The sequence below is a fragment of the Microbacterium sp. Marseille-Q6965 genome, from assembly GCF_946151065.1.
Taxonomy (GTDB): domain Bacteria; phylum Actinomycetota; class Actinomycetes; order Actinomycetales; family Microbacteriaceae; genus Microbacterium.
On the sequence record NZ_CAMGZA010000001.1, the window covers coordinates 1,330,953 to 1,356,423 of the forward strand.

Annotated in this window: 23 protein-coding genes; 15 read left to right on the forward strand and 8 right to left on the reverse strand. The window is 71.9% G+C overall.

The features are described from left to right. Position 1 precedes the first annotated feature (1 nt). Positions 2–1,267, reverse strand: coding sequence for an ABC transporter substrate-binding protein (locus N8N77_RS06320; RefSeq protein WP_261165497.1), 1,266 nt, complete (start codon positions 1,265–1,267; stop codon positions 2–4). 174 nt (positions 1,268–1,441) lie between these two features. On the opposite strand from N8N77_RS06320, the gene purS reads away from it, so the two are divergent. The 14 genes from purS (at position 1,442) to N8N77_RS06390 (ending at position 15,548) form a co-directional block, all read left to right on the forward strand. Next, positions 1,442–1,690 (forward strand): phosphoribosylformylglycinamidine synthase subunit PurS, encoded by a 249-nt coding sequence (gene purS / locus N8N77_RS06325; protein WP_261165499.1) that lies wholly within the window; start codon positions 1,442–1,444, stop codon positions 1,688–1,690. After that, complete coding sequence (gene purQ, locus N8N77_RS06330) at positions 1,687–2,394, forward strand: phosphoribosylformylglycinamidine synthase subunit PurQ (RefSeq protein ID WP_261165500.1); 708 nt, start codon at positions 1,687–1,689, stop codon at positions 2,392–2,394. The genes purS and purQ overlap by 4 nt, the downstream gene beginning before the upstream one ends. A 31-nt stretch (positions 2,395–2,425) precedes the next feature. Continuing rightward, complete coding sequence (locus N8N77_RS06335; protein WP_261165502.1) at positions 2,426–3,355, forward strand: 2-hydroxyacid dehydrogenase; 930 nt, start codon at positions 2,426–2,428, stop codon at positions 3,353–3,355. 124 nt (positions 3,356–3,479) lie between these two features. Beyond that, a complete protein-coding gene (locus N8N77_RS06340) occupies positions 3,480–4,511 on the forward strand; it encodes a tripartite tricarboxylate transporter substrate binding protein (RefSeq protein ID WP_261165504.1) in 1,032 nt (343 codons plus the stop codon). A gap of 1 nt (position 4,512) precedes the next feature. Continuing rightward, positions 4,513–5,106 (forward strand): tripartite tricarboxylate transporter TctB family protein, encoded by a 594-nt coding sequence (locus N8N77_RS06345; RefSeq protein WP_261165505.1) that lies wholly within the window; start codon positions 4,513–4,515, stop codon positions 5,104–5,106. A gap of 1 nt (position 5,107) precedes the next feature. After that, complete coding sequence (locus tag N8N77_RS06350) at positions 5,108–6,646, forward strand: tripartite tricarboxylate transporter permease (RefSeq protein WP_261165507.1); 1,539 nt, start codon at positions 5,108–5,110, stop codon at positions 6,644–6,646. A 94-nt stretch (positions 6,647–6,740) separates the two neighbouring features. Further along, a complete protein-coding gene (gene tcuA, locus N8N77_RS06355; RefSeq protein ID WP_261165509.1) occupies positions 6,741–8,216 on the forward strand; it encodes an FAD-dependent tricarballylate dehydrogenase TcuA in 1,476 nt (491 codons plus the stop codon). Positions 8,217–8,297: 81 nt separating this feature from the next. Beyond that, positions 8,298–8,915 carry a GntR family transcriptional regulator gene (locus tag N8N77_RS06360; RefSeq protein WP_261165511.1) on the forward strand — a complete coding sequence of 206 codons (618 nt, stop codon included), beginning with the start codon at positions 8,298–8,300 and terminating at the stop codon, positions 8,913–8,915. Between the two features lie 98 nt (positions 8,916–9,013). Further along, the gene (locus N8N77_RS06365; RefSeq protein WP_261165513.1) at positions 9,014–10,354 is read left to right on the forward strand and encodes an MFS transporter; all 1,341 of its coding nucleotides are present in this window, start codon (positions 9,014–9,016) and stop codon (positions 10,352–10,354) included. Next, complete coding sequence (locus tag N8N77_RS06370; RefSeq protein ID WP_261165515.1) at positions 10,351–11,580, forward strand: alpha/beta fold hydrolase; 1,230 nt, start codon at positions 10,351–10,353, stop codon at positions 11,578–11,580. Before N8N77_RS06365 ends, N8N77_RS06370 begins: the two co-directional genes overlap by 4 nt. Next, complete coding sequence (locus N8N77_RS06375; RefSeq protein WP_261165516.1) at positions 11,577–13,064, forward strand: aldehyde dehydrogenase; 1,488 nt, start codon at positions 11,577–11,579, stop codon at positions 13,062–13,064. Before N8N77_RS06370 ends, N8N77_RS06375 begins: the two co-directional genes overlap by 4 nt. After that, the gene (locus tag N8N77_RS06380) at positions 13,061–13,993 is read left to right on the forward strand and encodes an NAD(P)-dependent oxidoreductase (protein WP_261165518.1); all 933 of its coding nucleotides are present in this window, start codon (positions 13,061–13,063) and stop codon (positions 13,991–13,993) included. Before N8N77_RS06375 ends, N8N77_RS06380 begins: the two co-directional genes overlap by 4 nt. Next, entirely contained in the window at positions 13,990–14,769 is a 780-nt protein-coding gene (locus N8N77_RS06385) for an N-acyl homoserine lactonase family protein (RefSeq protein WP_261165520.1), read from the forward strand. The genes N8N77_RS06380 and N8N77_RS06385 overlap by 4 nt, the downstream gene beginning before the upstream one ends. Positions 14,770–14,840: 71 nt before the next feature. Then, on the forward strand, positions 14,841–15,548 hold the full coding sequence (locus N8N77_RS06390; RefSeq protein WP_261165522.1) for a GntR family transcriptional regulator: 708 nt from the start codon (positions 14,841–14,843) through the stop codon (positions 15,546–15,548). A 12-nt stretch (positions 15,549–15,560) separates the two neighbouring features. Here the strand turns inward: N8N77_RS06390 and N8N77_RS06395 are convergent, their stop codons facing one another. Genes N8N77_RS06395 through N8N77_RS06425 form a run of 7 tightly spaced genes read right to left on the reverse strand, consistent with a single transcriptional unit; the run spans position 15,561 to position 24,106 of the window. Beyond that, on the reverse strand, positions 15,561–16,466 hold the full coding sequence (locus N8N77_RS06395; RefSeq protein WP_261165523.1) for an ROK family protein: 906 nt from the start codon (positions 16,464–16,466) through the stop codon (positions 15,561–15,563). After that, on the reverse strand, positions 16,463–17,191 hold the full coding sequence (locus tag N8N77_RS06400; RefSeq protein WP_261165524.1) for a copper homeostasis protein CutC: 729 nt from the start codon (positions 17,189–17,191) through the stop codon (positions 16,463–16,465). Before N8N77_RS06400 ends, N8N77_RS06395 begins: the two co-directional genes overlap by 4 nt. Then, positions 17,188–18,747: a M81 family metallopeptidase gene (locus N8N77_RS06405; protein WP_396652806.1), complete on the reverse strand. Its 1,560-nt coding sequence runs from the start codon at positions 18,745–18,747 to the stop codon at positions 17,188–17,190. The genes N8N77_RS06400 and N8N77_RS06405 overlap by 4 nt, the downstream gene beginning before the upstream one ends. A gap of 2 nt (positions 18,748–18,749) precedes the next feature. Beyond that, entirely contained in the window at positions 18,750–20,426 is a 1,677-nt protein-coding gene (locus N8N77_RS06410; protein ID WP_261165527.1) for an ABC transporter ATP-binding protein, read from the reverse strand. Further along, positions 20,426–21,262: an ABC transporter permease gene (locus tag N8N77_RS06415; RefSeq protein WP_261165529.1), complete on the reverse strand. Its 837-nt coding sequence runs from the start codon at positions 21,260–21,262 to the stop codon at positions 20,426–20,428. The genes N8N77_RS06410 and N8N77_RS06415 overlap by 1 nt, the downstream gene beginning before the upstream one ends. Continuing rightward, complete coding sequence (locus tag N8N77_RS06420) at positions 21,259–22,290, reverse strand: ABC transporter permease (RefSeq protein ID WP_261165530.1); 1,032 nt, start codon at positions 22,288–22,290, stop codon at positions 21,259–21,261. Before N8N77_RS06420 ends, N8N77_RS06415 begins: the two co-directional genes overlap by 4 nt. 10 nt (positions 22,291–22,300) lie before the next feature. Beyond that, positions 22,301–24,106, reverse strand: coding sequence for a peptide ABC transporter substrate-binding protein (locus N8N77_RS06425; RefSeq protein ID WP_261165532.1), 1,806 nt, complete (start codon positions 24,104–24,106; stop codon positions 22,301–22,303). A 201-nt stretch (positions 24,107–24,307) separates the two neighbouring features. On the opposite strand from N8N77_RS06425, the gene N8N77_RS06430 reads away from it, so the two are divergent. Next, positions 24,308–25,435 carry an ROK family transcriptional regulator gene (locus N8N77_RS06430; RefSeq protein ID WP_261165533.1) on the forward strand — a complete coding sequence of 376 codons (1,128 nt, stop codon included), beginning with the start codon at positions 24,308–24,310 and terminating at the stop codon, positions 25,433–25,435. Positions 25,436–25,471: the final 36 nt, after the last annotated feature.

Genomic DNA, 25,471 nt, shown 5'->3' on the forward strand with positions numbered 1-25,471 from the left:
CTCAGAAGGCCGACACCTCGGTGACCCACGACTCCCACGCCTCTTCGGGCGACTCGAGCCCGTCGAAGACGCGGGTGACGGCCTGGTTGAGGGCCTCGTGGAACTGGAAGTACTTCGGTCCCTTGATCGGCGAGACCGTGACGGCCTCCGAACGGTTGGCGTTGATCTGGCCGACCGGCGCGTCGTTGAAGTACTCGTTCGTCGCGTCGGTGACCTCCGGCATCTCATACGCCTCGGGCTGGCTGGGGAATGCGCCGACGTTCGCGAAGGCGCGCGCCTGGATCTCGGGCGAGGTCAGCCAGTCGGCGAGCTCCTGCGCCGCCTCGACGTTGTCGCCGTTGGCCGGGACGACCAGGTACGAGCCGCCCCAGTTGCCGCCGCCGCCGGGGAAGACGTCGGCGATGTCCCAGCCCGTGACGTCGGGGGCCTCGCCGGAGATGATGCCGTGCATCCACGGCGGGCACAGCATGGCGGCGAACTCACCGTTGGCCATCGAGGCGTACCAGTCCTCGCTCCACTGGCCCGGGTAGGCGGTGATGGGGATCGCCTTCTCGACGACGGTGTCGTACATGGCGCGCACGTCGGGGTTCTCGGTCGCCACGACGGTGCCGTCCGCCTCCTCGTACGTCACCTCGAGCTGGTTGGCCAGGCCCTGCAGCACGGAGTTGGCGGAGTCGAGGAACGGCTTGCCCGTGGCCTCGGTGTACTGGGCGCCGACCTCGAACAGGTCGTCCCAGGTGGTGAACAGGCCGGCGACCTCCTCGCGATCGGTGGGCAGGCCGGCCGCCTCGAACAGGTCACCGCGGTAGCAGACGGCCTGCGGACCGATGTCGGTGCCGTACCCCACCATGTTGCCGTCGGCGTCGGTCACCGCGGCTTCCTTCCAGTCGATCCAGCGGCCCTTGAGGTCGTCGGGGACCGGCGCGAGCAGGTCGGCGTACTGCATCATCTCGGCGGTCCAGTCGATCTCGATCGCCTCGATGTCGGCCAGGCCCGTGTTGCCCAGCTTCTGGAAGAAGTTCGCGCGGGCGTCGTTCGACGTGGCGGCGCGGTTGTGGACGATCGTCACGCCCGGGTGCTCGTCCTCGTACTCCTGCAGCAGCTCGTCGCTGTAGCCGAAGTCGTTGAAGGTGGCGATGCTGAGCTCGATCTCGCCGCCGGCGTCGCCGCCGTCAGCCGATCCGCCGGTGCAGCCGGCGAGCACGAGGCCGCCGGCCGAAGCGAGTGCGACGCCGGCGAGAGTCCGGCGCAGGGCACGTGTGGTCACTGTTCCACTCCTTTGTGGGTGCGGGGGTGTTCTATCAGGGACATCGCCGTGGGAGCGCTCCCACCGCGTCTGACGCAGACATTATGGGAGCGCTCCCACGCTGTCAAGAGAGGACGTGGAGCCAGACACCCGTAGAATCGTGTCGTACCCCGCCCGCGACCCTAAGGCTCGAACATGCCCACCATCGTCGTCGACGTCATGCCCAAGGCCGAGCTGCTGGACCCGCAGGGCAAGGCGGTGACCGGATCGCTCGCCCGCCTCGGGCACGGCGCCTTCCAGAACGTCCGCATCGGCAAGCGCATCGAGCTGACCGTGGAGGGCGAGGTCACCGAGGAGATTCTCGCCGAGGCGCGTCAGGTCGCCGACGAGATCCTCTCGAACTCGGTCATCGAGGACGTCGTCCGCGTGGAGGTCGCCGAATGAGCGCACGCATCGGAGTCATCACCTTTCCCGGCTCGCTCGACGACGGCGACGCGCGCCGCGCCGTTCGCATGGCGGGCGGCGAGCCCGTCTCGCTGTGGCACGGATCGCACGACCTGGAGGGCGTGGACGCCGTGATCCTGCCCGGCGGTTTCTCGTACGGCGACTACCTGCGCGCCGGTGCCATCGCGGCGCACGCGCCGATCATGGCCGAGGTCTCGGAGGCCGCCGCGAAGGGCATGCCGGTGCTCGGCATCTGCAACGGCTTCCAGATGCTCGTCGAGGCGCACCTGCTGCCGGGAGGGCTGATCCGCAACGCGCACCAGCAGTTCATCCGGCGCGACCAGCGCCTGCGGGTGGAGAACGCGGACACGGCGTGGACGAGCGCGTTCGAGGCGGGTCAGGAGATCATCATCCCCTTGAAGAACGCCGACGGCGGCTACATCGCCGACGACGAGACGCTGAAGCGGATCGAGGGCGATGGCCGCGTCGTCTTCCGCTACCTGGGCGTGAACCCCAACGGCTCGTTGAACGACATCGCCGGTGTCACGAACGAGGCGGGGAACGTGGTGGGTCTCATGCCGCACCCCGAGCACGCCGTGGAGCCCGGTTTCGGACCGGCCACCCCCGCCGCGATGCGCTCGGGCACGGACGGCCTCGGGTTCTTCACCAGCGCCGTCGCCGCCACGGTGGCCGCCGCGGCGTGACCCGCGGTGCGGGGCCGGTAGCGTGGAGCGGGTGACCGCTCTCACCGTCTCCGTGCCGACCGAACGCCTCGCCGACGACGTGCGGGCGCTGCTGGACCCGTCCCTCGACATCGAGGTCATCGTCTGGAAGGACGACGCCTCGACCCCCGACCGTCCGGTCGACATCGTCGTGCCCCCGTACATGCGGCAGGGCGCCACGCTGCGCGCGCTCCGCGAGCTGCGACCGCGTCTCGTGCAGGGTCAGGCCATCGGCTACGACGGCGTCGCCGATGTGCTGCCGCCGGGCCTCGTCTACGCCAACGCCTCCGGCGTGCACGAGACCGCCACCTCGGAGCTGACGCTCGCGCTCATCCTCATGGCGCAGCGCGGGCTGGCCGACTACGTGCGCGCTCAGGACCGCGGCGTGTGGGAGCCGACGACAACGGCCGGGCTCGCCGACCGCCGCGTGCTGCTGCTGGGCTACGGCGGCGTCGGCAAGGCGATCGCCGCCCGCATCGCGGCCTTCGAGGCCGAGGTGGTGCCGGTGGCGTCGCGCGCCCGCGACGAGGACGGCGTGCACGTCCACGGCATCGACGAGCTGCGCGAGCTCGCCGCGACGGCCGACATCCTCGTGAACGCCCTGCCCGGGGGCGATCAGACGCACCGCCTCATCGGCGACGACGTGCTCTCGGCGCTGCCCGACGGCGCGCTCGTCGTCAACATCGGCCGCGGCCCCACCGTCGACACCGATGCGCTGGTGGATCACCTGCGCCGCGGCCGCCTTCGGATGGCGAGCGACGTGTTCGACCCCGAGCCGCTTCCCGCCGACCACCCGCTGTGGTCACTGCCGGGCGTCATCATCGCGCCGCACGTGGGCGGGCGCACCGCGGCGATGAACCCGCGGATCGCCCGTCTCGTCGCCACGCAGGCCGAGCGCCTCGCTCGCGGCGAGGAGCCGCTCAACGTCGTCCTCAGGTCCTGACGCCGGGCCGCGCGCCCGGTTGACGCCACGCCGCGCGTGGCGATTGGCACCGCCCCACCGCCCTTGGCATAGTGTGCAGGGTCCCGCTCACGGACGCTGACGATGATGTCGAGAGGACGAGCAGATGCCATCCGACGGATCCCTCCGCCCACGACGCAGCCGCCTGGGGCTCCTGCTGGGGGCCGTCGCCGCGGTCGCGATGGTGGCCGTGCTGGCGGTGACCGGGCTGCAGCAGCGCTCCACCGCGGCGAGCGCGCTCGAGAACGCGCTCGGGGGTGAGCAGCTGCGCATCATGGCACCGGCGGAGCCGGGCGGCGGGTGGGACCAGACCTCGCGCGCCGTGCAGACCGCCCTCGGCGACATCGTCGGGCGCACGGAGGTGTACAACGTCGGCGGCGCGGGCGGCACGATCGGGCTGCCGCAGTTCGTCCGCCACGAGGGCCGCGCGAGCGAGCTCATGGTCACGGGCGCGATCATGGTCGGCGCGATCCTCACGAACGGCTCGGACGCCACGCTCGACGACGTGGACATGCTCGCGCGCCTGACGACCGAGTACCTCGTCATCGCGGTGCCGGCGGACTCCGAGATCCAGTCGATGGAGCAGCTGGCCGACATGATGCGCGAGGACGTCGGCTCGGTCTCGATCGCGGGAGGGTCGGCCGGAGGCGTCGAGCAGATCCTGACCGGTCTTCTGGCCGGCGCGGTCGGTGCGGATCCGCGCGAGGCCTCGTACGTCGCGCACTCGGGCGGCGGCGAGGCGCTGACGACAATGCTCTCCGGCCGCTCCACCGCCGGGATCTCGGGCATCTCCGAGCTCGCCCCCTACATCGAGGACGGTTCGATGCGTGCGCTCGCGGTCTCCAGCCCCGAGCCCCTCGACTCGATGCCCGGCGTGCCGACCCTGTACGACGCGGGACTCGACGTGGAGCTTCAGAACTGGCGCGGCATCGCCGCGCCGAGGGGGCTCACCGACGACGAGCGGGAGGCGCTGCTGACCATGCTCGACGAGATGCACGAGTCGGAGGCATGGCAGGAGATCCTCGCCGACCGCGGCTGGGAGGACGCCTACCTGACGGGGCCGGAACTGCAGGAGTTCCTCGCCAACGACATCGAGACGACCGAGAACGTGCTGCGACAGATCGGACTGGTGGACTGAGATGAGCGATGAGGAGACGACGCGGCCGCAGGACCGGCCGGGACTGACGACGACGAACCTCGCGGCGATCGAGCAGACCCCGCCACCCGTCGAGGCCGGCGCCTATCCCGCGGTGGTGTCGGGGGCGGCGTCGTTCATCGTCGGCGTGGTCATGGCCGTGGCGGGCGTCGTCGTGATCGTCGACGCGCTCCGGCTGCCGCCGACCACCGACCCGCTGGGGCCGGCGGCCTTCCCGTTGGTGATCGGCTCGGTGCTCGTGCTGCTGGGGGTCGCGCTCCTCGCGACCAACGCGCGCTTCGCCACCGTGCTCGTGCGCTCACGCCGCTCCGGCCTGGCGCACGAGGCACTGCTGCCTCGCGGCGCGGCCCTCCGGGCGCTCGGGCTGATCGCTGCGCTGATCGGGTTCGCCGTCCTGCTGCCCTTCGTGGGCTTCTTCGTCGCGGCCGTCGCGCTGTACGCCGCGGCCGCCCTGCTCATCGGCGCCCCCCGCGGTTGGCATCTGCTCGTCACGGGCGTGCTGATCGCCGGCTTCGTCGTGCTCATCTTCGACCGCCTGATCGGGCTCACGCTGCCCGCCGGGCCCTGGGGGTTCTGACATGGAGACCTTCGACCTGCTGATGCAGGGGTTCGCCTCGGCGATCACCCCCGCGAACCTGTTGTGGGCCCTGCTCGGCGTGACCATCGGCACGGCCGTGGGCGTGCTGCCGGGCATCGGCCCCGCGCTCACGGTGGCGCTGCTGCTGCCGATCACGTTCCGGCTCGAGCCCTCGGCCGCCCTGATCCTCTTCGCCGGGATCTACGCGGGCGGCATGTACGGCGGCTCGACGACGTCGATCCTGCTCAACACGCCCGGGGAGTCCGCGTCGATCGTCGCGGCGATCGAAGGCAACAAGATGGCACGCGCCGGCCGGGCGGCCGCGGCCCTCGCCACCGCCGCGATCGGCTCGTTCGTCGCGGGCATCGTGGCGACCGTCGGGCTGACGCTGCTCGCCCCGGTGATGGCGCAGTTCGCGATCACCCTCGGCCCGCCCGAGTATGTCGCGCTCATGGCGATCGCGTTCATCTCCGTGGCCGCGCTTCTCGGCCCGAACCTCCTCAAGGGCGCCGCGAGCCTGGCGATCGGTCTCGCGATCGGGCTCGTCGGCATCGACGTGCAGTCCGGGCAGCCGCGGCTCACCTTCGGCTCCGATCGGCTCCTGGACGGCCTGGATGTCGTGCTCGTCGTCGTCGGTCTCTTCGCGATCGCCGAGACGCTCTCGCACGTGCTGGCGGGGTCGGGTTCCTCGACGGTGACGCCCGTCAAGGGCCGCACCGTGCTCACGCGCGAGGAGTTCCGCCGCTCCTGGCCCGCCTGGCTGCGTGGCACCGCTCTCGGCTTCCCGATCGGCGCTCTCCCTGCCGGTGGCGCCGAGATCCCGACCTTCCTGTCCTACGCCGCCGAGAAGCGACTGTCGAAGCACCGCGGCGAGTTCGGCCACGGCGCGATCGAGGGCGTCGCCGGCCCCGAGTCGGCGAACAACGCCGCCGCCGCCGGCGTGCTCGTGCCCCTTCTCACCATCGGCCTGCCGACGTCGGCGACGGCCGCCATCATCCTCACGGCGTTCCAGTCGTACGGCCTGCAGCCGGGGCCCGCGCTGTTCGCCGAATCGGGGGACCTCGTGTGGGCCCTCATCGCCTCGCTCTTCATCGGCAACGTGTTCCTGCTCATCCTGAACCTGCCCCTCGCGAAGGCGTGGGCGCGCCTGCTGCTGCTGCCGAGCTGGTCGATCTACGCCGCGGTGACGGTGTTCGCCGCCCTCGGCGCCTTCGCGGCCGGCGGATCCACCGCGGACATCGTGATCCTGTCGATCCTGGGACTCGTGGGCATGCTCATGCGCCTGGCCGACATCCCCGCGGCGCCCGCCGTGGTCGGCCTCATCCTCGGCCCCCTCATGGAGGCGCAGCTGCGCCGTGCGATGACGCTGTCCGAGGGCGACCCGATGATCCTGCTCTCGAGCCCGCTCACGGTGGTGCTGTGGATCATCGCGGCGCTGCTGCTCGTCGTACCGCCGCTCGTCGGGCTCGAGCTCGGCCGGCGGCGCCGGCTCGCCCTGCGACGCGACGGCGCCGCGCCGCGCGAGACCGTCTCGCGCTGATCCGCGACGTCGCGTTTGCGATCTTCTGTACGCATCTGTATACAGATGGGTACAGGTCGCGCGGATTCGGGCGTGGCCGGATCAGGAGACCCAGATGACGCAGAACCCCGAAACCTACGACGTCGTGGTGGTCGGCGGCGGAAACGCCGGCTTCTCCGCCGCCCACGCGGCGGCGGAGCGCGGCCGCAAGGTGCTGCTGCTCGAGCGCGGCGCCCCCGGCATGGAGGGCGGCAACAGCTACTACACCGCGGGCGCCACCCGCATCGCCCACGACGGGCTGGACGGCCTGCGCGACGTGGTCGAGCCGGACGACCGCCACGACCGCACGATCGTGCCGCCGTACTCCGCCGAGGAGTACATGGCCGACCTCGTCCGCGTCACCGACGGCAAGACGGATCGCGCCATGGCGGAGGTGCTCACCACGGAGGCCGGGGATGCGGTGCGCTGGCTCAGCGGGCTCGGCCTCAAGTACCGGCTGATGTACGAGCGGCAGGCGTACGAGCGCCCCGACGGCACGTACTTGTTCTGGGGTGGCCTGCACATCGGCAACGTCGGCGGCGGCATCGGCCTCATCCAGGACCACACGGCCGTCGCCGCGAAGCTGGGCACGGAGGTGCGGTACGGCGCGCACGTCGTGGCGCTGCTCACCGAGGGCGACGCCGTCGTCGGTGTGCGCTACGAGTCCGAGGACGGCGCCGCACACGAGATCCGCGCCGAGAGCGTCATCCTCGCGGCGGGCGGGTTCGAGTCGTCGGCGGAGCTGCGCGAGAGGCACCTCGGCCCCGGTTGGGCCAACGCCAAGGTCCGCGGCACGCCGTACAACCTCGGCGAGATGCTCGAGGCCGCGCTCGCGCTGGGCGCCGCCAAGCACGGCGACTGGTCGACCTGCCACAGCACGCAGTGGGACGCGGAGGCCGAGAACAACGAGTCGAACCGCGAGCTCACCAACCGCCTCACGCGCCAGTCGTACCCCCTCGGCGTGATCGTGAACCGCGACGGCGCGCGGTTCGTGGACGAGGGGCAGGACTTCCGCAACTACACCTACGCGAAGTTCGGCCGCGAGATCCTCAAGCAGCCGGGCTCGATCGGCTGGCAGATCTTCGACGCCACCCTGCGCCCCGCCCTGCGCGCCGAGGAGTACGAGATGCCGGGGATCAGCGAGTACGTCGCCGACTCGCTCGAGGAGCTCGCGCAGGCGGCGGGCATCGACGCCCCCGGTCTCGCCCGGACCATCGCCGCCTTCAACACCTCGATCGACCGCGAGGTCCCCTTCGACCCGACCGTGAAGGACGGGCGCCGGGCCGACGTGGAGCCCCCCAAGTCGAACTGGGCGGTGCCGATCGAGACGCCGCCCTTCTACGCCTACCCCGTGACGTGCGGCATCACCTTCACGTTCGGCGGCGTGCGGGGCGACCTCCAGGGACGCGTGCTGCGGGAGGACGGCTCGGCGATCACCGGCCTGTTCGCGTGCGGAGAGATGCTGGGCGGCCTCTTCAGCGGCAACTACCCGGGCGGCTCCGGCCTGGCGGCCGGCATGGTCTTCGGCCGGCGGGCGGGATCGGTCGCCTGACGACGCGAAGATAGTGTGGGGCGCCGGGCGGCGCCCCACACCGACCGCCACCGATCCGCAGCCGAGCCGAGAGGACGCCCCGTGCCCACGAGCGCATACGAACAGATCCGCGACGCGATCCTCTCGGGCGCCTTCGAGGGCGGGCGCGTGCTCTCCGAGAACTCGCTCGCGGCCGAGTTCGGCACGAGCCGGACCCCCGTACGCGAAGCGCTGCACCGGCTCGAGATCGAGCGCCTCGTCGAGCGGGGACCGCGCGGCGCGGTGGTCCGCACGACCTCGCCGGAGGAGATCCTCGACATCTACGACGTGCGCATCACCCTCGAGGGGTCGGCGGCGCAGCGCGCGGCGCAGCAGGCGTCCGCTCTCGACCTCGTGCGCCTGCGCGCGCGGCAGGAGGACATGCGCGCCCTGACGTCACGCGAGGAGCGGCCCGCGGCCAACCAGGCCTTCCACGAGGCGCTGTGGGCGGCCAGCCACAGCCCCACCCTCGTCGACCTGCTCGATCGGCTCGGGCTCCACCTGAGGAGGTACCCCACCTCGACGCTCGACAGCGATGATCGCTGGCACGAGGCGCTCGCCGAGCACGACGGCATCATCGACGCGATCGCGCGCCAGGATGCCGCGGCCGCGCGCGAGCTCGCGGAGCGCCACATGTCGGCGGCGCGCGAGGCCCGCCTGCGCATGTACGCCCGCTCCTGAACTCGGCGGCCCGAGAGGGTTGCTTCCTTCGTCTACATTCTGTATACAAGCTGTATCCCAACACCATGTGCGGCATCGAGGCCGCAGAAGGGTCAATGATGACTACCCAGCAGAGCACCGCGTCGGCCAGCGCCCGAACCATGCGCCGACGCGTCGTCACGGCGAGCTTCGTCGGCACCGCCATCGAGTGGTACGACTTCTACCTGTACGGCACCGCCTCCGCACTCATCTTCAACGCGCTGTTCTTCACCGACGCCGACCCGCTGCTCGGCACGATCGCCGCGTTCGGCACCTTCGCCGCGGGCTTCCTCGCCCGTCCCATCGGCGGCATCGTCTTCGGACACTTCGGCGACCGCATCGGACGCAAGCGGATGCTCGTCATCAGCCTGATCGGCATGGGTCTCGCGACCTTCCTCATCGGCCTGCTGCCGACCTACCAGCAGATCGGCGTCTGGGCCCCCGTGCTCCTCGTGGCGCTGCGCCTGCTGCAGGGCTTCTGCGTCGGCGGCGAGTGGGGCGGCGCCGTGCTGATGTCGGTCGAGCACGAGCGGCCCGAGCGTCGCGGCCTGGCGGGCAGCTGGACGCAGGCCGGCTCCCCCGCCGGTCTCGTGCTGTCGACCATCGCCTTCGGCCTGGCGCAGCTGATGCCCGCGGAGCAGTTCAACGCGTGGGGCTGGCGACTGCCGTTCCTGTTCAGCGCGGTGCTCGTCGTCGTCGGGCTCGTGATCCGCCTCCGAATCGTCGAGAGCCCCGAGTTCCGCAACGTCGAGGCGACGGGCCGCACCTCCAGCCTGCCGATCCTCGACGCCATCAAGCGCCACCCGCTCAACATCCTGCTCACGATCGCGATGTGCCTGGCGCCGTTCGTGAACTTCTACCTCTTCGCCACGTTCATCCTCACCTGGGCGACGACCGAGCTCGGCTTCGAGCGCGGCATCGTGCTCGTGATCGTGGCCATCGCCGGCGCGATCGAGCTGATCACCACGCCGCTCGCGGCGTTGCTGTCCGACATCGTCGGCCGCCGGAAGGTCTTCCTCACGGGCGCCGTGCTGCTCGCCCTCTACGCCTACCCCTTCTTCCTCATCAACGAGGCGGCGCAGAGCGAGCTGGTGCTGGCGCTCACGTCGGTCGTCGGGCTCTCGCTGATCCACCCGCTCATGTACGGCCCGATGGCGACGCTCTTCGCCGAGCTGTTCTCGCCCGAGGTGCGCTACAGCGGCGCGTCGCTCGGGTACCAGATCGGGGCGATCTTCGGCGGCGGCTTCGCACCGATGATCCTCACCGCGCTGCTCGCCACGGGCCTCGGCGCCTCGGTGTCGATTCCGCCGTACATCATCATCGTCTCGGTGCTCACGTTCGTGGCCGTGTGGTTCGCCACCCGGCCGGGGCGCAAGTGGGAGGCCGAGCCGCTTCCCGACGACGAGCGGATCGCCGCGTGACGGCCCCCTTCGGCCGGACCGCGGAGTGGATCGAGCGGTGCGGCGACGACGCGGACCTGCGCGTCGCCGCCCGCTCGGCGCGCGTCGAGTTCGCGGTGTCCTCGCCGGAGGGCGACCGCGTGCGGTTCGCGGTCGACCACGGCAAGGTCCGCCCCGGCCTCGGTGAGGCGGAGTTCGAGCTGCGGGCGCCGCGCGACGCTTGGGCGCGCTTCTTCGAGCCCGCCCCCGCGCCACGCTTCCACCACTTCCTCGCCATGCGGATGCGGATCGAGGGCACGCGGGTGCTCGGCGACGAGCGGGCATACGCCCAGCATGCGCGGATCGCCCACCGCGTGCTCGCGATCGGACGCGAGCTGCTGCACGGCGCGCCCTCGCTGCCGGAGGAGCCCGTCATCGACCGGTCCGTCATCCGCGAGCACTATGTGCGCATCGCCCTGCCGACCGGCTCCGTCGACATCCACGTCGCGCGTGCGGGGCAGGGCGCACCGCTGCTCGTGCTGCACACCGCCGGCGCCGACGCGCGCCAGGCGCACGCCCTGCTGTCGGACGCTCACCTCACGGCGCGCCACGAGGTCATCGCCTTCGACCTCCCCGGGCACGGCGGCTCCGGCCGCCTGCCCGGGCCGTGGGGAGGCTGGTCGCTCACCACCGAGCTGTACGGCGACATCATCCTGGCGGTCGTCGCGGCGCTCGATCTGCACGATCCCGTCCTCCTCGGCGCATCGATGGCGGGCGAGGTGTGCCTCGAGATGGCGTACCGCGCGCCGGAGGTCTTCCGCGGCGTGATCGCCTGCGAGGCCAGCGAGAAGGTGCCCGGGCGCACGACGCCCTGGGCGAGGGATCCCCGCGTCGACGGCATGACGTTCATGCCGGAGTGGATCGCCGGTCTCATCGGCCCTGCGGCGCCGGCCGGCTGCCGCGATGACATCCTCTGGATGTACTCACAGGGCGGCGCCGGAACGTTCGCCGGCGACATCGACTTCTACAGCGGCGACTGGGACGGCACCGACAAGGTCGCCCGCATCGACACCGGGCGCTGCCGGGTCGTCATGATGACCGGCGAGTACGACTACTCCTGCACGCCCGACATGTCGCGGGCCACCGCCGAGAAGATCCCGGGCGCCACGTTCTGGACGATGCCGGGTCTCGGCCACTTCCCCATCTGCGAGAACCCTGCGGCCTTCGCACCGCACCTCGCCCGAGCACTGGAGCAGATCCACGCATGACGATCCCCACCACCCTCGACACCCGGATGCTCATCGGCGGCAGGCGGCCGGAGATCGACCCGGCACGCACGCTGAACGTGACGAGCCCGATCGACGGCGCGCATCTCGGGACGATCGCGGATGCGAGCGCCGAGCAGGTGCGCGACGCGATCGGCGCCGCTGAGGCGGCGTTCGCCAGCTGGCGCCGGGTGCCGGGGGTGGAGCGGGCGCGCCTGATGCACCGCCTCGCGGACATCCTCGAGCGAGATGCCGAGTCGCTCGCGCAACTGGAGACGCGCGACAACGGCAAGCTGCTGCGCGAGACGCGCACACAGGCGCGCTTTGCCGCGCGGAACTACCGGTTCTTCGCCGGTCTGGCCGACAAGCTCCACGGCGCGACGATTCCGCTCGACGCATGGGACACCTTCGACTACACACGGCGCGAGCCCGTGGGCGTCGCGGCGCTCATCACGGCGTGGAACTCACCGATGCAGCTGCTCGCCAACAAGCTCGCGCCGGCCCTCGCCGCCGGCTGCACCGTCGTGATCAAGCCGAGCGAGATCGCGCCGCTGACGACGCTGAAGCTGGCGGAGATCGTGTCGGAGGCGGGGTTCCCCGAGGGCGTCGTGAACATCGTCACGGGCGGCGCCGAGGCCGGTGTCGCCCTGACCGCCGACCCTCGCCTGGGACGCATCAGCTTCACCGGCTCGGTGGGCGTCGGGCAGGCGATCCAGCGCACCGCCACGGAAGCGCTCGTGCCCGTGACGCTGGAGCTCGGGGGCAAGTCGGCGAACATCGTGTTCGACGACGCCGACCTCGAGCGCGCGGTCCCCGGCGCCGTCGCCGGCATCTTCGCCGCCGGCGGGCAGACCTGCATCGCCGGCAGCCGGCTGCTCGTGCACGACTCGATCCACGACGAGTTCGTCGCCCGCGTGGCGGACGTCGCGCGGGGCATCGTCCTCGGCGACCCGCGCGCCGAGGCAACCCAGATGGGTCCCGTCGCCAGCGAGCTGCAGCGCGAGCGCATCCTCGCGCGTATCGACGAGGCGCTCGCCGACGGGTCACGGCTCCTCACGGGAGGCACCGGTGCGGTCGCCGGTGCCGTGGAGGGCGGCTTCTTCGTGCAGCCCACGGTCTTCGCCGATGTCGACCCCGCCTCGCCACTGGCGCAGCAGGAGGTCTTCGGCCCCGTGCTCGCGACGCACCGGTTCTCCACCGAAGAGGAGGCCATCGAGATCGCCAACGGCACGGAGTACGGCCTCGCCAGCGGCATCTGGAGCCGCGATGTCACGCGCGTCCACCGGGTCGCGCGCGAACTGGTCGCCGGCACGGTGTGGGTGAACACCTACCGCTACAGCGCCGCGCAGGCCCCCTTCGGCGGCGTGAAGAAGTCCGGTCACGGGCGGGAACGCGGCGTCGAGGCGATCGACGAGTACCTGCGCACCAAGAACGTGCTCATCGACCTCTCCGAGGACATCCGCGACCCGTTCGCGATCAAGGCATGAGCGACGAACGAGACGAGGAGATGAAGATGACCACGATCGCCGTCTGCGGCCTGGGACAGATGGGATTGCCCGTGGCGGGCCGCGTCGCGGCCGCCTTCGACGTGCTCGCGTTCGATATCACCGCCGAGCGCCGCGCGCTCGCCGCGGAGCGCGACCGGATCACCACGACGGAGGCGCTCGTCGACCTCGCCGCGTGCGACATCATCGTCCTCTCGCTTCCCAACCCCGCGGTGTCGCGCCAGGTGGTCCGCGAGCTGGCCGGACGCGTGGCGCCCGGCACCGTCGTCGTCGAGACGAGCACCGTGCTGCCCGCCGACGTCCGGGAATGGGCGACCATCCTGGAACCGGCGGGGGCGCTGGTGATCGACGCGGCGGTGCTCTCGGGCGTCGGCCAGATGGAGTCGGGGCAGGCGACCCTGCTCGTCGGCGGCGCGAGCGCCCACATCGACCGCGTCGCGGCCGTGCTCGACGCCATGGGCGGCGCGGGCTGGAAGCGTTACGGGGAGCTCGGGGCGGGCATGGCGGCGAAGGTCGTGAACAACGGCGTCGCGCACGCCGTGATGGTGGTCCTCGCCGAGGCGTTCGCGATGGCGAGGGCCGAGGGCGTGGCGCTCGCCGACATCGCCGACATGCTCGAGCGCTCCGACGGCGGACTCATGAGGCCGCTCACGCACCGCATGATGGAGCGCGTGGCGAACGGATCGTTCGAGGGCGGCATGCCGCTGGACGCCGCGCGCAAGGACTCCACGCTCGCCCTCGCGATGGCGCAGCGCTCCGGTGTGCCCCTGTTCGCGACGCAGGCCGCACAGTCGGTGTACGACCTCGCCGCCGCGCGGGGCCTCGGCCGACGCGACTACGCCGCGATCGCCACGCTCTGGGAGGAGTGGACGGGCCAATCCCTCGCGTACGAGGCGGAGGGCGGCCGGTGAACGGCGTCTTCGCGCTGCGCTACGCCTACCGGACCGCGTCGCAGCGCGGCGAGCACTTCTACGGGCATGTGCCGGACTGCTGCGGCGACTACCCGATCGACTACTTCACGTGGGTGGTGATCGACGATGACCGCACGATCGTCATCGACGCCGGCTTCACACCGCAGACCGCGCTCGAACGCGGCAGCCGGCCGTACCTGGCGACGCCGCTCGAGTTGCTCGAACGGCTGGGCCGACGCGCCGAGGACGTGACGGACCTCATCGTCACGCACCTGCACTACGACCACACCGGCTTCATCGACGCCTATCCCGGCGCGCGCGTGTGGCTGCAGCGCGCAGAGCTCGACTTCTGGACCTCACCCCTGGCCGATCGCGGAAGCTTCGCGCACCTGAAGCACGAGGCCGACATCGCCGGCCTCCGCGCGCTGACCGGGTCCGAACGGCTGGTCCTCCTGGAGGGCGACGCCGCCATCGACGAGCGCGTCAGTGCGCATCTCGTGGGCGGGCACACCCCCGGAATGCAGGTCGTGCGCGTCGAGACCGACGAGGGGCCGATCGTGCTGGCGTCGGACGCGAGTCACTTCTACGCCAACCTCGAGGGCGATCACCCCTACGGCATCCTTTACGACCTGGGCGACATGTACCGCGCCTTCGACCGCCTCACGGAGCTCGCCGGAGAGCGCGGTGTGGTCGTGCCGGGGCATGATCCGCGCGTCCGCGAGCGCCACGACGCGATCGACGCCGAGGGACGAATCGTGCGACTGCGGGCGCGGTGACACACCCAGGCCGACTGGATGGGCGGTGGACATCCCGGATACCGTCGAGGAAGACGGAACGAGGGGTGGACATGGTCGCCGAACCGGAACGAGACCTCGCCGATGTGCTCGCGGCCTACCGCATCACGAAGAACGTGCGCGGCAACATCGTCGGGGCAACGGCCGATGCGCTGCGCGACGCGATCCTGGACGACGTGCTGGAACCCGGCGCGTGGCTGCGCGAGGTCGTGCTGGCCGAGGCGCTCGGCGTCAGTCGCACTCCCGTGCGGGAGGCGCTGGCGCGGCTGGAGGAGGAGGGCCTCGTCGTGCGCGAGCGCGGCGCGGGCGCTCGGGTCACGCAGGTCTCGCTCGAGGACATGTCGGTCGTGTATCAGGTGCGCGGGAGCCTGGAGTCGCTCGCGGCGCGGTTCGTCGCGGCGCGGATCAGCGCCCCCCAGCTCGAGGCGTTCGAGCAGCTGCAGGACGAGATGCGCCGCGCGGCGCAAGCCGGTGACTCGCACGCGTTCTCGAACGCCAACGTCGGCTTTCATCGGCAGCTGTCCCTGGCCGCGGGCAACGCCTATCTGTCGCGGCTGCTGTCCACGGTCGAGATCGGACTGCGGCGCTTCGGCGCCCGCACGTTCACGCCGGAACGGATGGCCGCCGTGGTCGAGGAACACCAGCAGATCGTGCGCGCGTTCGCCGCGCAGGACCCCGACGCCGCGGCCGACGCCGCGTCCCGACACGCCGCGAGCGCGCGCGAATCGACGGTGGAGCGCCTGATCGCCGACATGCGCTGAACGCGCGAGCGACTACGTGCGCGCCGCGCTCGAGGCGTCCGCCGGTCGCGCCGCGGCCGCGTCGCGCGCCGCCAGGGCGGCCCCGTGCGCCCCGGCCCACACGCCCAGCGCCGCGGGGGCGACATCGGGCAGCGTGTGGAAGGTCGCCTCTGCCCGAGCGTGGGCGAGGGCGGGCTCCACCGTCCACTCCGGGGCGCGGGCGACGCCTCCCCCGACGACGACGAGGGCCGGATCGACGAGGGCGGAGAGCGCGAGCAGCGCGCGGCCCAGGCCGCGCGCGGCGTCGTCGAGCACCGCACGGGCGGCCTCGTCTCCCGCGCGGGCCGCCGCGACGACGTCGCGCGCGGTGCCACCGGCCCCGCCCCGTTCGCTCCAGCGCGCGCCCAGCTGCGAACCCCCGATCACGGTCTCCAGGCAGCCGCGGCCGCCGCATGAGCACGCGTGGTCGGCGGCGGTCACCCGCAGGTGCCCGATTTCGCCGGCCGCCCCGTGCGCGCCGCGACGCACGGCACCGCCGGAGACGTGCGCGCCGGCGATCCCCGTACCCAGGGCGATCACGAAGACGTCGTCGGAGCCGCGACCGGCCCCGATGCGCGCCTCGGCCAGTGCCGCCGCCTCACCGTCCTGCACCGCCACGCCGGGCACGCCGAGCGCCTGTGAGAGCAGTCGGGCGGGTGCGGTGCCGTCGAGCCACGGCAGGTTGGCGCTGCGGCCCACGACGCCCGAGACGGGGTCGAGGGTGCCCGCGACCGTGACGCCGAACGCGGCGGGGCGCGCGTCGCCGAGGAAGGAGCTCACCTGATCGGCGAGACCCTCGAGCCGCACGGTGTCGACGGTGTCACGCGCCACCTCCCGCTCCCCCTCGAGCAGCAGGAGCTTGGTGTGCGTGCCGCCGTAATCGATCCCGAGCGCCCTCACGCGCCGGCACCGCCGGCCAGGACGTCGCGGATCGCGAGGGCCTCGGCCTCGTCCACGGTCGCGTACCGCGCCGGTCCCGCCGGGGCCGCGGACCCGAGCGCGACGGCGAGGTGCTCGACGACCTCCCGCTTGGCCGACGCGTGCAGGGCGGCCACGCCCGTGGCGGCGAGCTCCCCGGCGTTCGCCGAGGTCACGCCGCCGCCGGCCATCACCTGGATCCGGTCGCCGGCGCGCTCGGCCAGCCGGCGCAGCATCGGCGCGGCCTCGGCGGCGCGGGAGGCGCCGCCCGAGGTGAGCACCCGGGTCACCCCGAGGCCGGCGAGCTCGTCGAGAGCGCCCGCGAGGTCGCCGAGCATGTCGAAGGCCCGATGGAAGGTTACCTCCAGGTCGCCGACGGTCCCGCGCACGCGGCGCACGAGCTCGGCGTCGACCGCCCCGCCCGCGAGCCCCCCGATCACGACGCCCGCGACGCCGAGGCCCGCGGCGTGGCGGGCGTCGGCCACGATCAGCTCGCGATCGGCGTCGTCGTAGTCGAAACCGCCCTCGCGGGGGCGCACGAGCACGTGCACGGGCACGCCGGTGGCCACCGCCGCCTCCGTGAGGGCGGGCGACGGGGTCACGCCGCCCGTGCTGAGCGCCGCGCACAGCTCGATGCGGTCGGGTCGCACGCGCGCCGCCACGGCGAGCCCGGCGGCGTCCTGGACAGCCAGCTCGAACGCGGTCACCGCTGCTCCCCCCGCCCGCCGACCGGGGCGGCCTCGATGCCGCCCGCGGCGAAGCCGCGCACGTACTCGCGCCCCTGCAGCAGCGCGGCCGAAAGATCGGGGCGCTGCGGGAACGCGTCGTACGGGTACATGGGGCGCACGATCCGCCGGTGCCCCAGCCGCTCCAGGTCCTGGTCGACCGGTCCCGGAGTGAGCGCCAGCGTCCAGCCCTTCGCCACGTCGTACAACGTCGGCTCGAGGTACCCGATCTTCGTGACGATGATGTCGGCCTCGCCCGGGTCGAGTCCCAGCGAGCTGAAGTCGTTCGTCGCGTGGAACGCCTTGCGGAACTCGGTCACGATCGCCCGGATGCCGCCGACGCCGATCACGGCGATGCGGCCGGCGGCCGGGTCTCCCTCGCGCAGCGAGAGCAGCTCGCCGCGAATGCGCACCGGCCCGCTGACGCGGTGGTCCACGCGCGCGCCCGCCTCGACGTCGACGACATCTCCGGGGGTGTGCGCGAACAGCTGCTCGATGGCGCCCTGATCGAAGATCGACGCCACGTAGGTGACCGGCGCGTCCGGTGCCGTCAGCTCGGGCTTGTTGAGCAGCCGGGCGAGGGTCCAGGTGACATCGCCCGAGCCGCCCGCGCCCGGGTTGTCCCCCGAGTCGCTGACGAGATACGGTCGTCCGCCGCCCGCGGCGGCGTGGGCGATCGCGGCGGCGATGCCCTCGTCGAGGGATCCGGGCGGGCCCACGAACGCGAAGTCCTCACGCACGTCCCACAGCTCGCCGGCGATCCTCTCGGCCTCGGTCGCGATCGCCGCGGCGTCGTCTCCGGTGACCATCACCGTGGCGTGGCACCGGGGCTCGTCGGCCCAGGCGTAGCCGATCCAGATGGCGGCGTCGGTGATGCCCGCGCGCTTCTCGACCTGCTCGATCTGCGCGTACAGGCTCCGGGCCGGTTCGACACGCGTGGACGTCTTCTCGCCGGGCAGCAGGATCGGCACCCGCACCCAGGCGCGCAGCGGCCGCTCGCCCCGCTCGATCCACTCGACGAGGGTGCGGGCGGCCCGCTCCTTCGTCTCCCACGCGTCCTCGTGCGGCGCGAGCCGGTAGCACGTCGGCAGATCCAGCGCGAGGGCGAGGGTCTCGGAGACGTTTCCGTGCAGGTCCATCGGCGCCGTCATGAGCACGTCGGGGCCCACGGTCTCGCGCACCGCGGTGACGAGGTCGCCTTCGGCGTCGTCCATGCCCACCACGCTCATCGCCCCGTGGATGTCGAAGTACACGCCGTCGAGGGGCCCGGCCGCCCGCAGCCCGTCGACGATGCGCGCCTTGAAGTCGTCGTAGACCTCGCGCAGCACGGCCCCGCCCGGAATCGAGCGGGCCATGAACACGGGGATCCACTCGGCGGCCTCGCGCAGCGGACGGCCGGGGGCGAGGTGGGGGTAGCGCTCGAGGAGCGCCTCGCCCGTCAGGACGGGGAAGTCGCGGTAGCCGGCGCGGTGGGCGGCATAGGCGCTGGACTCGATCGCCATGCCGACGATCGCGATGCGGGGCTTGCCAGTGGTCATGCTCATCCCTCCAGAAGACCCAGCCGTGCGGCGCGACGCTCGCGCTGCGCGACGGGGTCGGGCGCCGGCACCGAGGCCAGCAGCTCCTGCGTGTACTCCTCGCGCGGCGACGCCAGCACGTCGTCCGTGGGCCCCTGCTCGACGATGCGGCCGCGGCGCATCACGACGACCCGATCGGTGAGCTCGTTGACCACCGCGAGGTCGTGGCTGACGAACAGGCAGCCGAACCCGAGCTCGGCGTGCAGCGCGCGCAGCACGTCGAGTACCTCGGCCTGCACCGACACGTCGAGCGCGCTCGTGGGCTCGTCGGCGACAAGCAGGCGCGGCTTCAGCACGAGCGCCCGCGCCATGCCGATGCGCTGGCGCTGGCCGCCCGAGAACTCGTGCGGGAATCGCCTGGCGGCGTCGCTGGGAAGCCGCACCGCGTCGAGCAGCTCCGCCACGCGCGCACGCCGCTCGGCACCCGACATCCGCGGCCGGTGAATCGCGAGCGGCTCGGCGATCGACTCGCCGACCGTCATGCGCGGGTCCAGCGACCCGCCCGGGTCCTGGAACACGACGCCCAGCTCAGCGTGCAGCCGGCGCCGGCGGGCTCCCCGCAGGCCGGACAGCCGCTGACCCAGCAGCGTCACCTCGCCGGCACTGACGGGCAGCAGGCCGAGCGCGATGCGGCTGACGGTGGACTTTCCGGAGCCCGATTCGCCGACGAGGCCGACGATCTCTCCCGCTCCGACGGCCAGATCGATGTGCTCGACGGCGGGCACGTGTCGGCCGTTCACGCGGTACCCGGCTGCGACGCCGCGCATCTCGATGACGGGGTCGGTCACGACCGGCAGTTCGCGGGGCGCGCCGGCCTCCCCCACGTGGACCGCTCCCGGCGGCAGCTGCGGGATGGCGGCCAGGAGCGCGCGGGTGTACTCGTGGCGCGGCTCGCGCAGCACCTGCATGACGTCGCCCGACTCCACCACCTCGCCGTGTCGCATCACGAACACGCGATCGGCCAGGTCGGCGACCACGCCCATGTTGTGGGTGATGATCATGAGGCCGGTGCCGCGCTCCCGGACGAGCCGACGCAGCAGGTCGAGGATCTCGGCCTGCACGGTCACGTCGAGCGCCGTCGTGGGCTCGTCGGCGATGATCACGCGCGGCTCGCACGCGAGGGCGATCGCGATCACCACGCGCTGGCGTTGCCCGCCCGACAGCTCGTGCGGGAACTGCCTCGCTCGGCGCTCGGGTTCGGGAATGCCGACCGAGCGCATGAGTTCGACCGCGCGATCGGCGGCCTCCCGAGCCGAAGCGGAGGTGTGGTTACGCACCGCCTCGGCGATCTGGGCGCCGAGCGTCATCGTCGGGTTCAGCGCCGTCATCGGCTCCTGGAACACCATCGACACCACGCGGCCGCGCACATCGTCGAGCTCCCGCTCGCCGGCACCGATCACCTCGCGCTGCGCCCCGCGATCGGCGATGCGGATGGAGCCCGTCGCGCGAGCCGTGCGCGGCAGCAGCCCCATGGCGGCGAACGACGTGACCGACTTGCCCGAACCCGACTCGCCGACGAGGGCGACGACCTCCCCGGCCGCCACATCGAGGCTGACGCCACGCACGGCGTCCTCGTCGCGCCCCGCGAAGCGCACCCGCAGATCCTCGATCCGCAGCACCGTCTCACGCTCAGCGGCCATCACGCGGTCCTTCCCTTGACATCGAACACGTCGCGCAGCCCGTCGCCGACGAAGTTGAGCGCGCACACGACCACGACGATCGCGATGCCCGGTGGCAGGATCAGCCACCACGCGTTCTGATAGATGAGCGAGAGCCCGGCGTTCAGCATCGCCCCCCAGTCGGTGGCCGGCGGCTGCAGGCCCATGCCGAGGAAGCTGACGTACGCGACGAGGAGGATCGCGTCGGCCACCTGGAACGTGGCGTTCACGACGACGGTGCCCACCGTGTTCGGCACGATGTGGCGCAGCACGACGCGGGGATGGGTGGCGCCCATCGCGCGGGCCGCCACGACGTAGTCCCGCGTCTTGACCGAGAGCGACTCCGCCCGCACGAGCCGCGCGGGGACGAGCCATGACACGAGACCGATGACGACGATCATCATCCACTCGCTGGGCCGGACGATGGTCGACAGCACGAGCAGCAGGAAGATGGCCGGGATCGCGATGCCCGCGTCGACGATGCGCATCATGATCGAGTCGACGATGCCACCGACATAGCCCGCGATGGCGCCCCACAGCGTGCCGATGACGGTCGCCAGCACGCCGGCGAGGATGCCGACGAGCAGCGACGTGCGCCCGGCCAGCATGAGCCGGCCCAGCACGTCGTAGCCGAGGGCGTCGGTGCCGAGCGGATGCCCGCCCTCACCGGGACGCAGGTTGGCCTGGTCGAGGGCCGTGCGGATCTGCTCGGTGGGGTGCACGATCGGGCCCACCACGACGAACAGCACCGCGAGCAGCAGCACGACGAGGCCCACGAGGGCCAGCCGATTGGCGGCGAAGCGCTTGAGGCCGCTCATGCGATCCCTCCTCGCGTGCGCGGGTCGAGGATCGCCTGCAGGACGTCGGCGAGCAGCGAGCCCACCACCGTCGCGATGGAGATGACGAGCACGCAGCCGAGCAGCACGGGGAAGTCGCTCGACTGGGCCGCGCTCCAGAACAACAGGCCCATGCCGGGGTAGTTGAACAGCTGCTCGATGACCAGGGCCCCGCCGAACATCACGGGCAGCTGGTAGCCGAGCATCGCCACCACCGGCGTGAGCGAGTTGCGCAGCAGGTGACGCGAGAGCACGCGACGGAACGGCGTGCCCTTCGAGCGTGCGGTGCGGATGTAGTCCTCGCTCAGTCCGTCGAGGGCCGACGAGCGCATGTAGCGACTGAAGGTCGCCACGAGCGGGATCGCGCCGGTGAGCACGGGCAGCACGAGCCGCTGGGGTTCGGCGAGCACGGCGGCGACGGTGCCGCCCTGGGGCGCGTTGGCCGGAAGCAGGCCGAGCGTCTGGCTGAACACCATGATCAGCAGCATCCCGAGGAAGAAGGAGGGGGTGGAGTACGCGACGATCGCGAGTGCCGAGAGCGTGTAGTCGGCGCCGCGGTTGCGGCGCACCGCCTGGAAGATGCCCACGGGGATCGCGATGACGAGCGCGACGACGAGCGCCATGCCGGTCAGCAGCAGCGTCTTGGGCAGCCGCTGCGCGATCGCATCGGTGACCGACATGTTGAGCAGGTACGAATCGCCCAGATCTCCGGTGAGAAGGCGGCCGAGGAACAGCAGGTACTGCTCCCACACCGGCCGGTCGAAGCCCTGCGCGCGGTTGAACGCCTCGATCTGCTCGGCGGTGGCCTGCACCCCGAGCACACCGCGGGCGGGGCCGCCCGGCAGCATCTGCAGCAGGGCGAACACGACGACGGTGACGACGAAGATCACGACGAGCGCCTGGCCGACCCGGCGCAGCAGGAAGAAGAGGAAGGGGTTGCGGGTACGCCGCCCCGCGGCCGTCGCCTGAACGGCGACGGTCGCGGGGACGGCGTCGGGGATCTGACTCACGAGTGGGTGCTCACTCGCTCCACGCCCAGCGCTGGGGGTGGAAGTTGCCGAGCGAGTCCTGGTCGGTGCCGGTCAGTCCGCTGTCGATGACGGACACCTGGTACACCGGGTTCGGCATCCACATGACGGGCAGGTTGATCGCGCCGTAGGCCGAGTACTCCTGCATCGCGGTGTCGTCGTCGGCGCGCAGGCTGTCGGCCATGAGCGCGTCGAATTCGGGGTCGCTGTACGAGCCGAAGTTCGAGGCCGCGCCGGTGCCGAAGATGCGCTCACCCGACGGGTACCCGCCGAAGTACCACGAGCCGGCGGTGCCGAAGAACGGCAGCTCCCACGTGCACTCCGCCGCGTCCGGCTCGCACGGGGCGATGGAGCCGAGGACCGTGTTCAGCGGCGCGGACTCGATCGTCACGCCGACGCCCGCCTCCTCGAAGGTCGACTTCATCTCGGCGAACATGTTGTCCGTCTCGGTCGACCCGCTCTGCGTGAGGATCGTGATGGCGAGCTTCTGGCCGTCGGCGATTCCCTCACCGCAGTCGGCACCCGTCTCGCACACGTAGATGCCGTCCGAGCCCAGCGTCCAGCCGTTCTCCTCCAGCAGCGCCTGCGCCGCCTCGGGGTCGAACGGGTAGGGGTTCTCGCGCTGCTCGTCCGAGAGGAACTTGTTGTCGGGGTTCTGCGGCACCGGACCGTAGCCCGGGTTCGCCGCACCGTGCCACACGACCTCGGAGATCTGCTCCTGGTCGACGAGGTGCTGCAGCGCCTGACGCACGTAGAGCTGCTGGTACACCGGCCCCATCTCGGGGTTGTTGAAGTTGTACGGCATGTACGTGATGGACCAGCCGTCCCAGTTCACGACGTCGTAGCCGAGGTCCTCGTACTGCGCGGCGTTGTCGAGCTCGCTCGTGGGGATGTACCCGTAGTCGACCTCGCCCGAGCGCACCGCCGCGAGCTCGGCGTCGCCGCTCGTGAACGGCAGGAAGTTGATGGTCGGGATCCCGGCCGCGTCCTCGCCGTCGTACGCGTCGTTCTCGGTCAGCGTCACGCGACCCGAGTCGCTGAACGCGCCCAGCGTGTACGGTCCGCTCACGATGTCGAAGAGCGGGTTGCCCTCGTAGCCGGCGAGGTCCTCGCCCTCGGCGATGAGGTAGTCCCAGATGGCCTGGGCGCCCTCGGGCGTCTCGGCGAGCGCCGTGTCGGGCTCGCCGCCGTCCTCGGTGATGGCCCAGGCGTGCGCCGGGATCGGCACGATGAGGGTCAGCTGCGAGGCCAGCAGCCACTCCTGGTTGTAGACCTGGTCGAACGTGAGCACCACGGTGCTCTCGTCGGGGGTCTCCACCGCGGTCACGTTGTCGGGCATGGCGCCGACGCGGTAGCTGGCCCAGTCCTCCTTGTTCGCGGCGACGACGTCGAACCAGAACTTCACGTCGGCGGACGTGACGGGGGTGCCGTCCGACCACGTGCGCTCGTCGAGCGTGATCGTCACGCTGAGGCCGTCCTCGGAGAACTCGACCGCGTCGGCCAGGTCGGCGGTCGGCACGCGATCCACGGTGCCCATGGAACCGTCGTAGGCGATGAGCGGCTCGTACAGCGCGCGAATCAGCGACGAGTTGTGGGTGGCCAGCTTGCCCGAGATGGCGAGGGGCATCAGCCAGTTGGGCGTCGCGTTGGCGGGCAGCGCGTAGTTGAGCTCGTCCTTGGGCTCGCCGGACGCGCCGTCGGCGCCGCCCGCCGCGCAGCCGGCGACGAGCGCCGCGGTGGCGAGGAGACCCGCGGCGGCGATGCCGACGCGCCCCCTCGCGGTGGTTGCAGATCGCATGGAGATCCTCCTGTCGTCCCGAGCGGATGCGCGGGTGGTGCATGTGGGATGTCGGATTACGGTAACCGAAGAAAGTTCTTTCGGTAAACAGAAGATGTGTGACATTCTTGTTTCGCCTGTTTCGTAAGAAGTGGCGAAGCCTCGCCGCAGCGCGCGCACCGGGCACACTGGACCCATCCGCCCGCCCCGCCGGAAGAAGTCATGTCACGCACCAGCTCCGCGGAGAACAACGTGCTCGCCGCCATCGGGTCCGGTCGCGCCCGCTCGCGGCGCGACCTCGCCGAGCTGCTCGGACTGTCACCCTCCACGGTCTCGCAGCACGTGCAGTCGCTCATCGCGAAGTCGCTCGTCGAGGAGGGCGAGGCACGTCACTCGAGCGGGGGACGACGCGCTCGTGAGCTGCGCCTCACCGGCGGCGAGGGGGTGCTGGGCATGATCGACCTCGGCGGCGCGCATGCCCGGCTCGGGGTCGCGCCGCGCGGCGCCGACCTGCTGCGCACCGACGAGATCGCCGTCGCCATCGCGGACGGCCCGCGCCCCGTGCTCGAGAAGGCCGTCGAGGCGCTCGGCCGCCTCGCCGGGGCGCCCCTGTCCGGCGTCGGAATCGCGCTTCCCGGTCCCGTCGACGTCGACTCCCGCGGCGCCAACAGCCCCGCTCGCATGCCCGGGTGGGGCGGCGTCGACGTCGCCGCCATGCTCGCGGAGATCACGGGGGTGCCCGCGGTCGTCGAGAACGACGCGAACGCCATGGCTCTGGGCGAGCACTTCGCGCGCTCCCCGCGCGTCTCGGGGTCGGTGACCCTCAAGGTCGGCACCGCCATCGGTGCCGGCGTCGTCATCGACGGATCGGTGTATCGCGGATCGGGCGGCGCGGCCGGCGACATCACGCACACGCGGGTGTCGGCGGCGGGCGACCTGCCGTGCTCGTGCGGCAATCGCGGCTGCCTCGAGACGGTGGCCTCCGGCGCGGCCCTCACCCGTGCCCTGCGGGCCGAGGGCTACGACGTGTCGGGCACGCCCGAGGTGGTCCGCCTCGTCCGCGACGCCGATCCCACCGCCATGGCACTGGCCCGCGCCGCGGGACGGCACCTGGGCGAGGTGCTCTGCGCCGTGGTGAACTTCTTCAACCCGGGCGCGATCTACCTGGGCGGGGCGCTGTCGACGCTCGAACCGTTCGTGTCGGCCTTCCGCGGCCAGGTGTACGAGGGCGCGCACCCGCTCATGACCCGCGACCTCGACATCAGCCCGGCGATGCTCGGCGCGGACGCGATCCTCGTCGGCATCTCACGCCAGATCAACGAGCGCCTCACCCGTGAGCTGGCGGTGTGACGCGACCGGTGCGCACGCACGCGCGAGGCCCCGTCG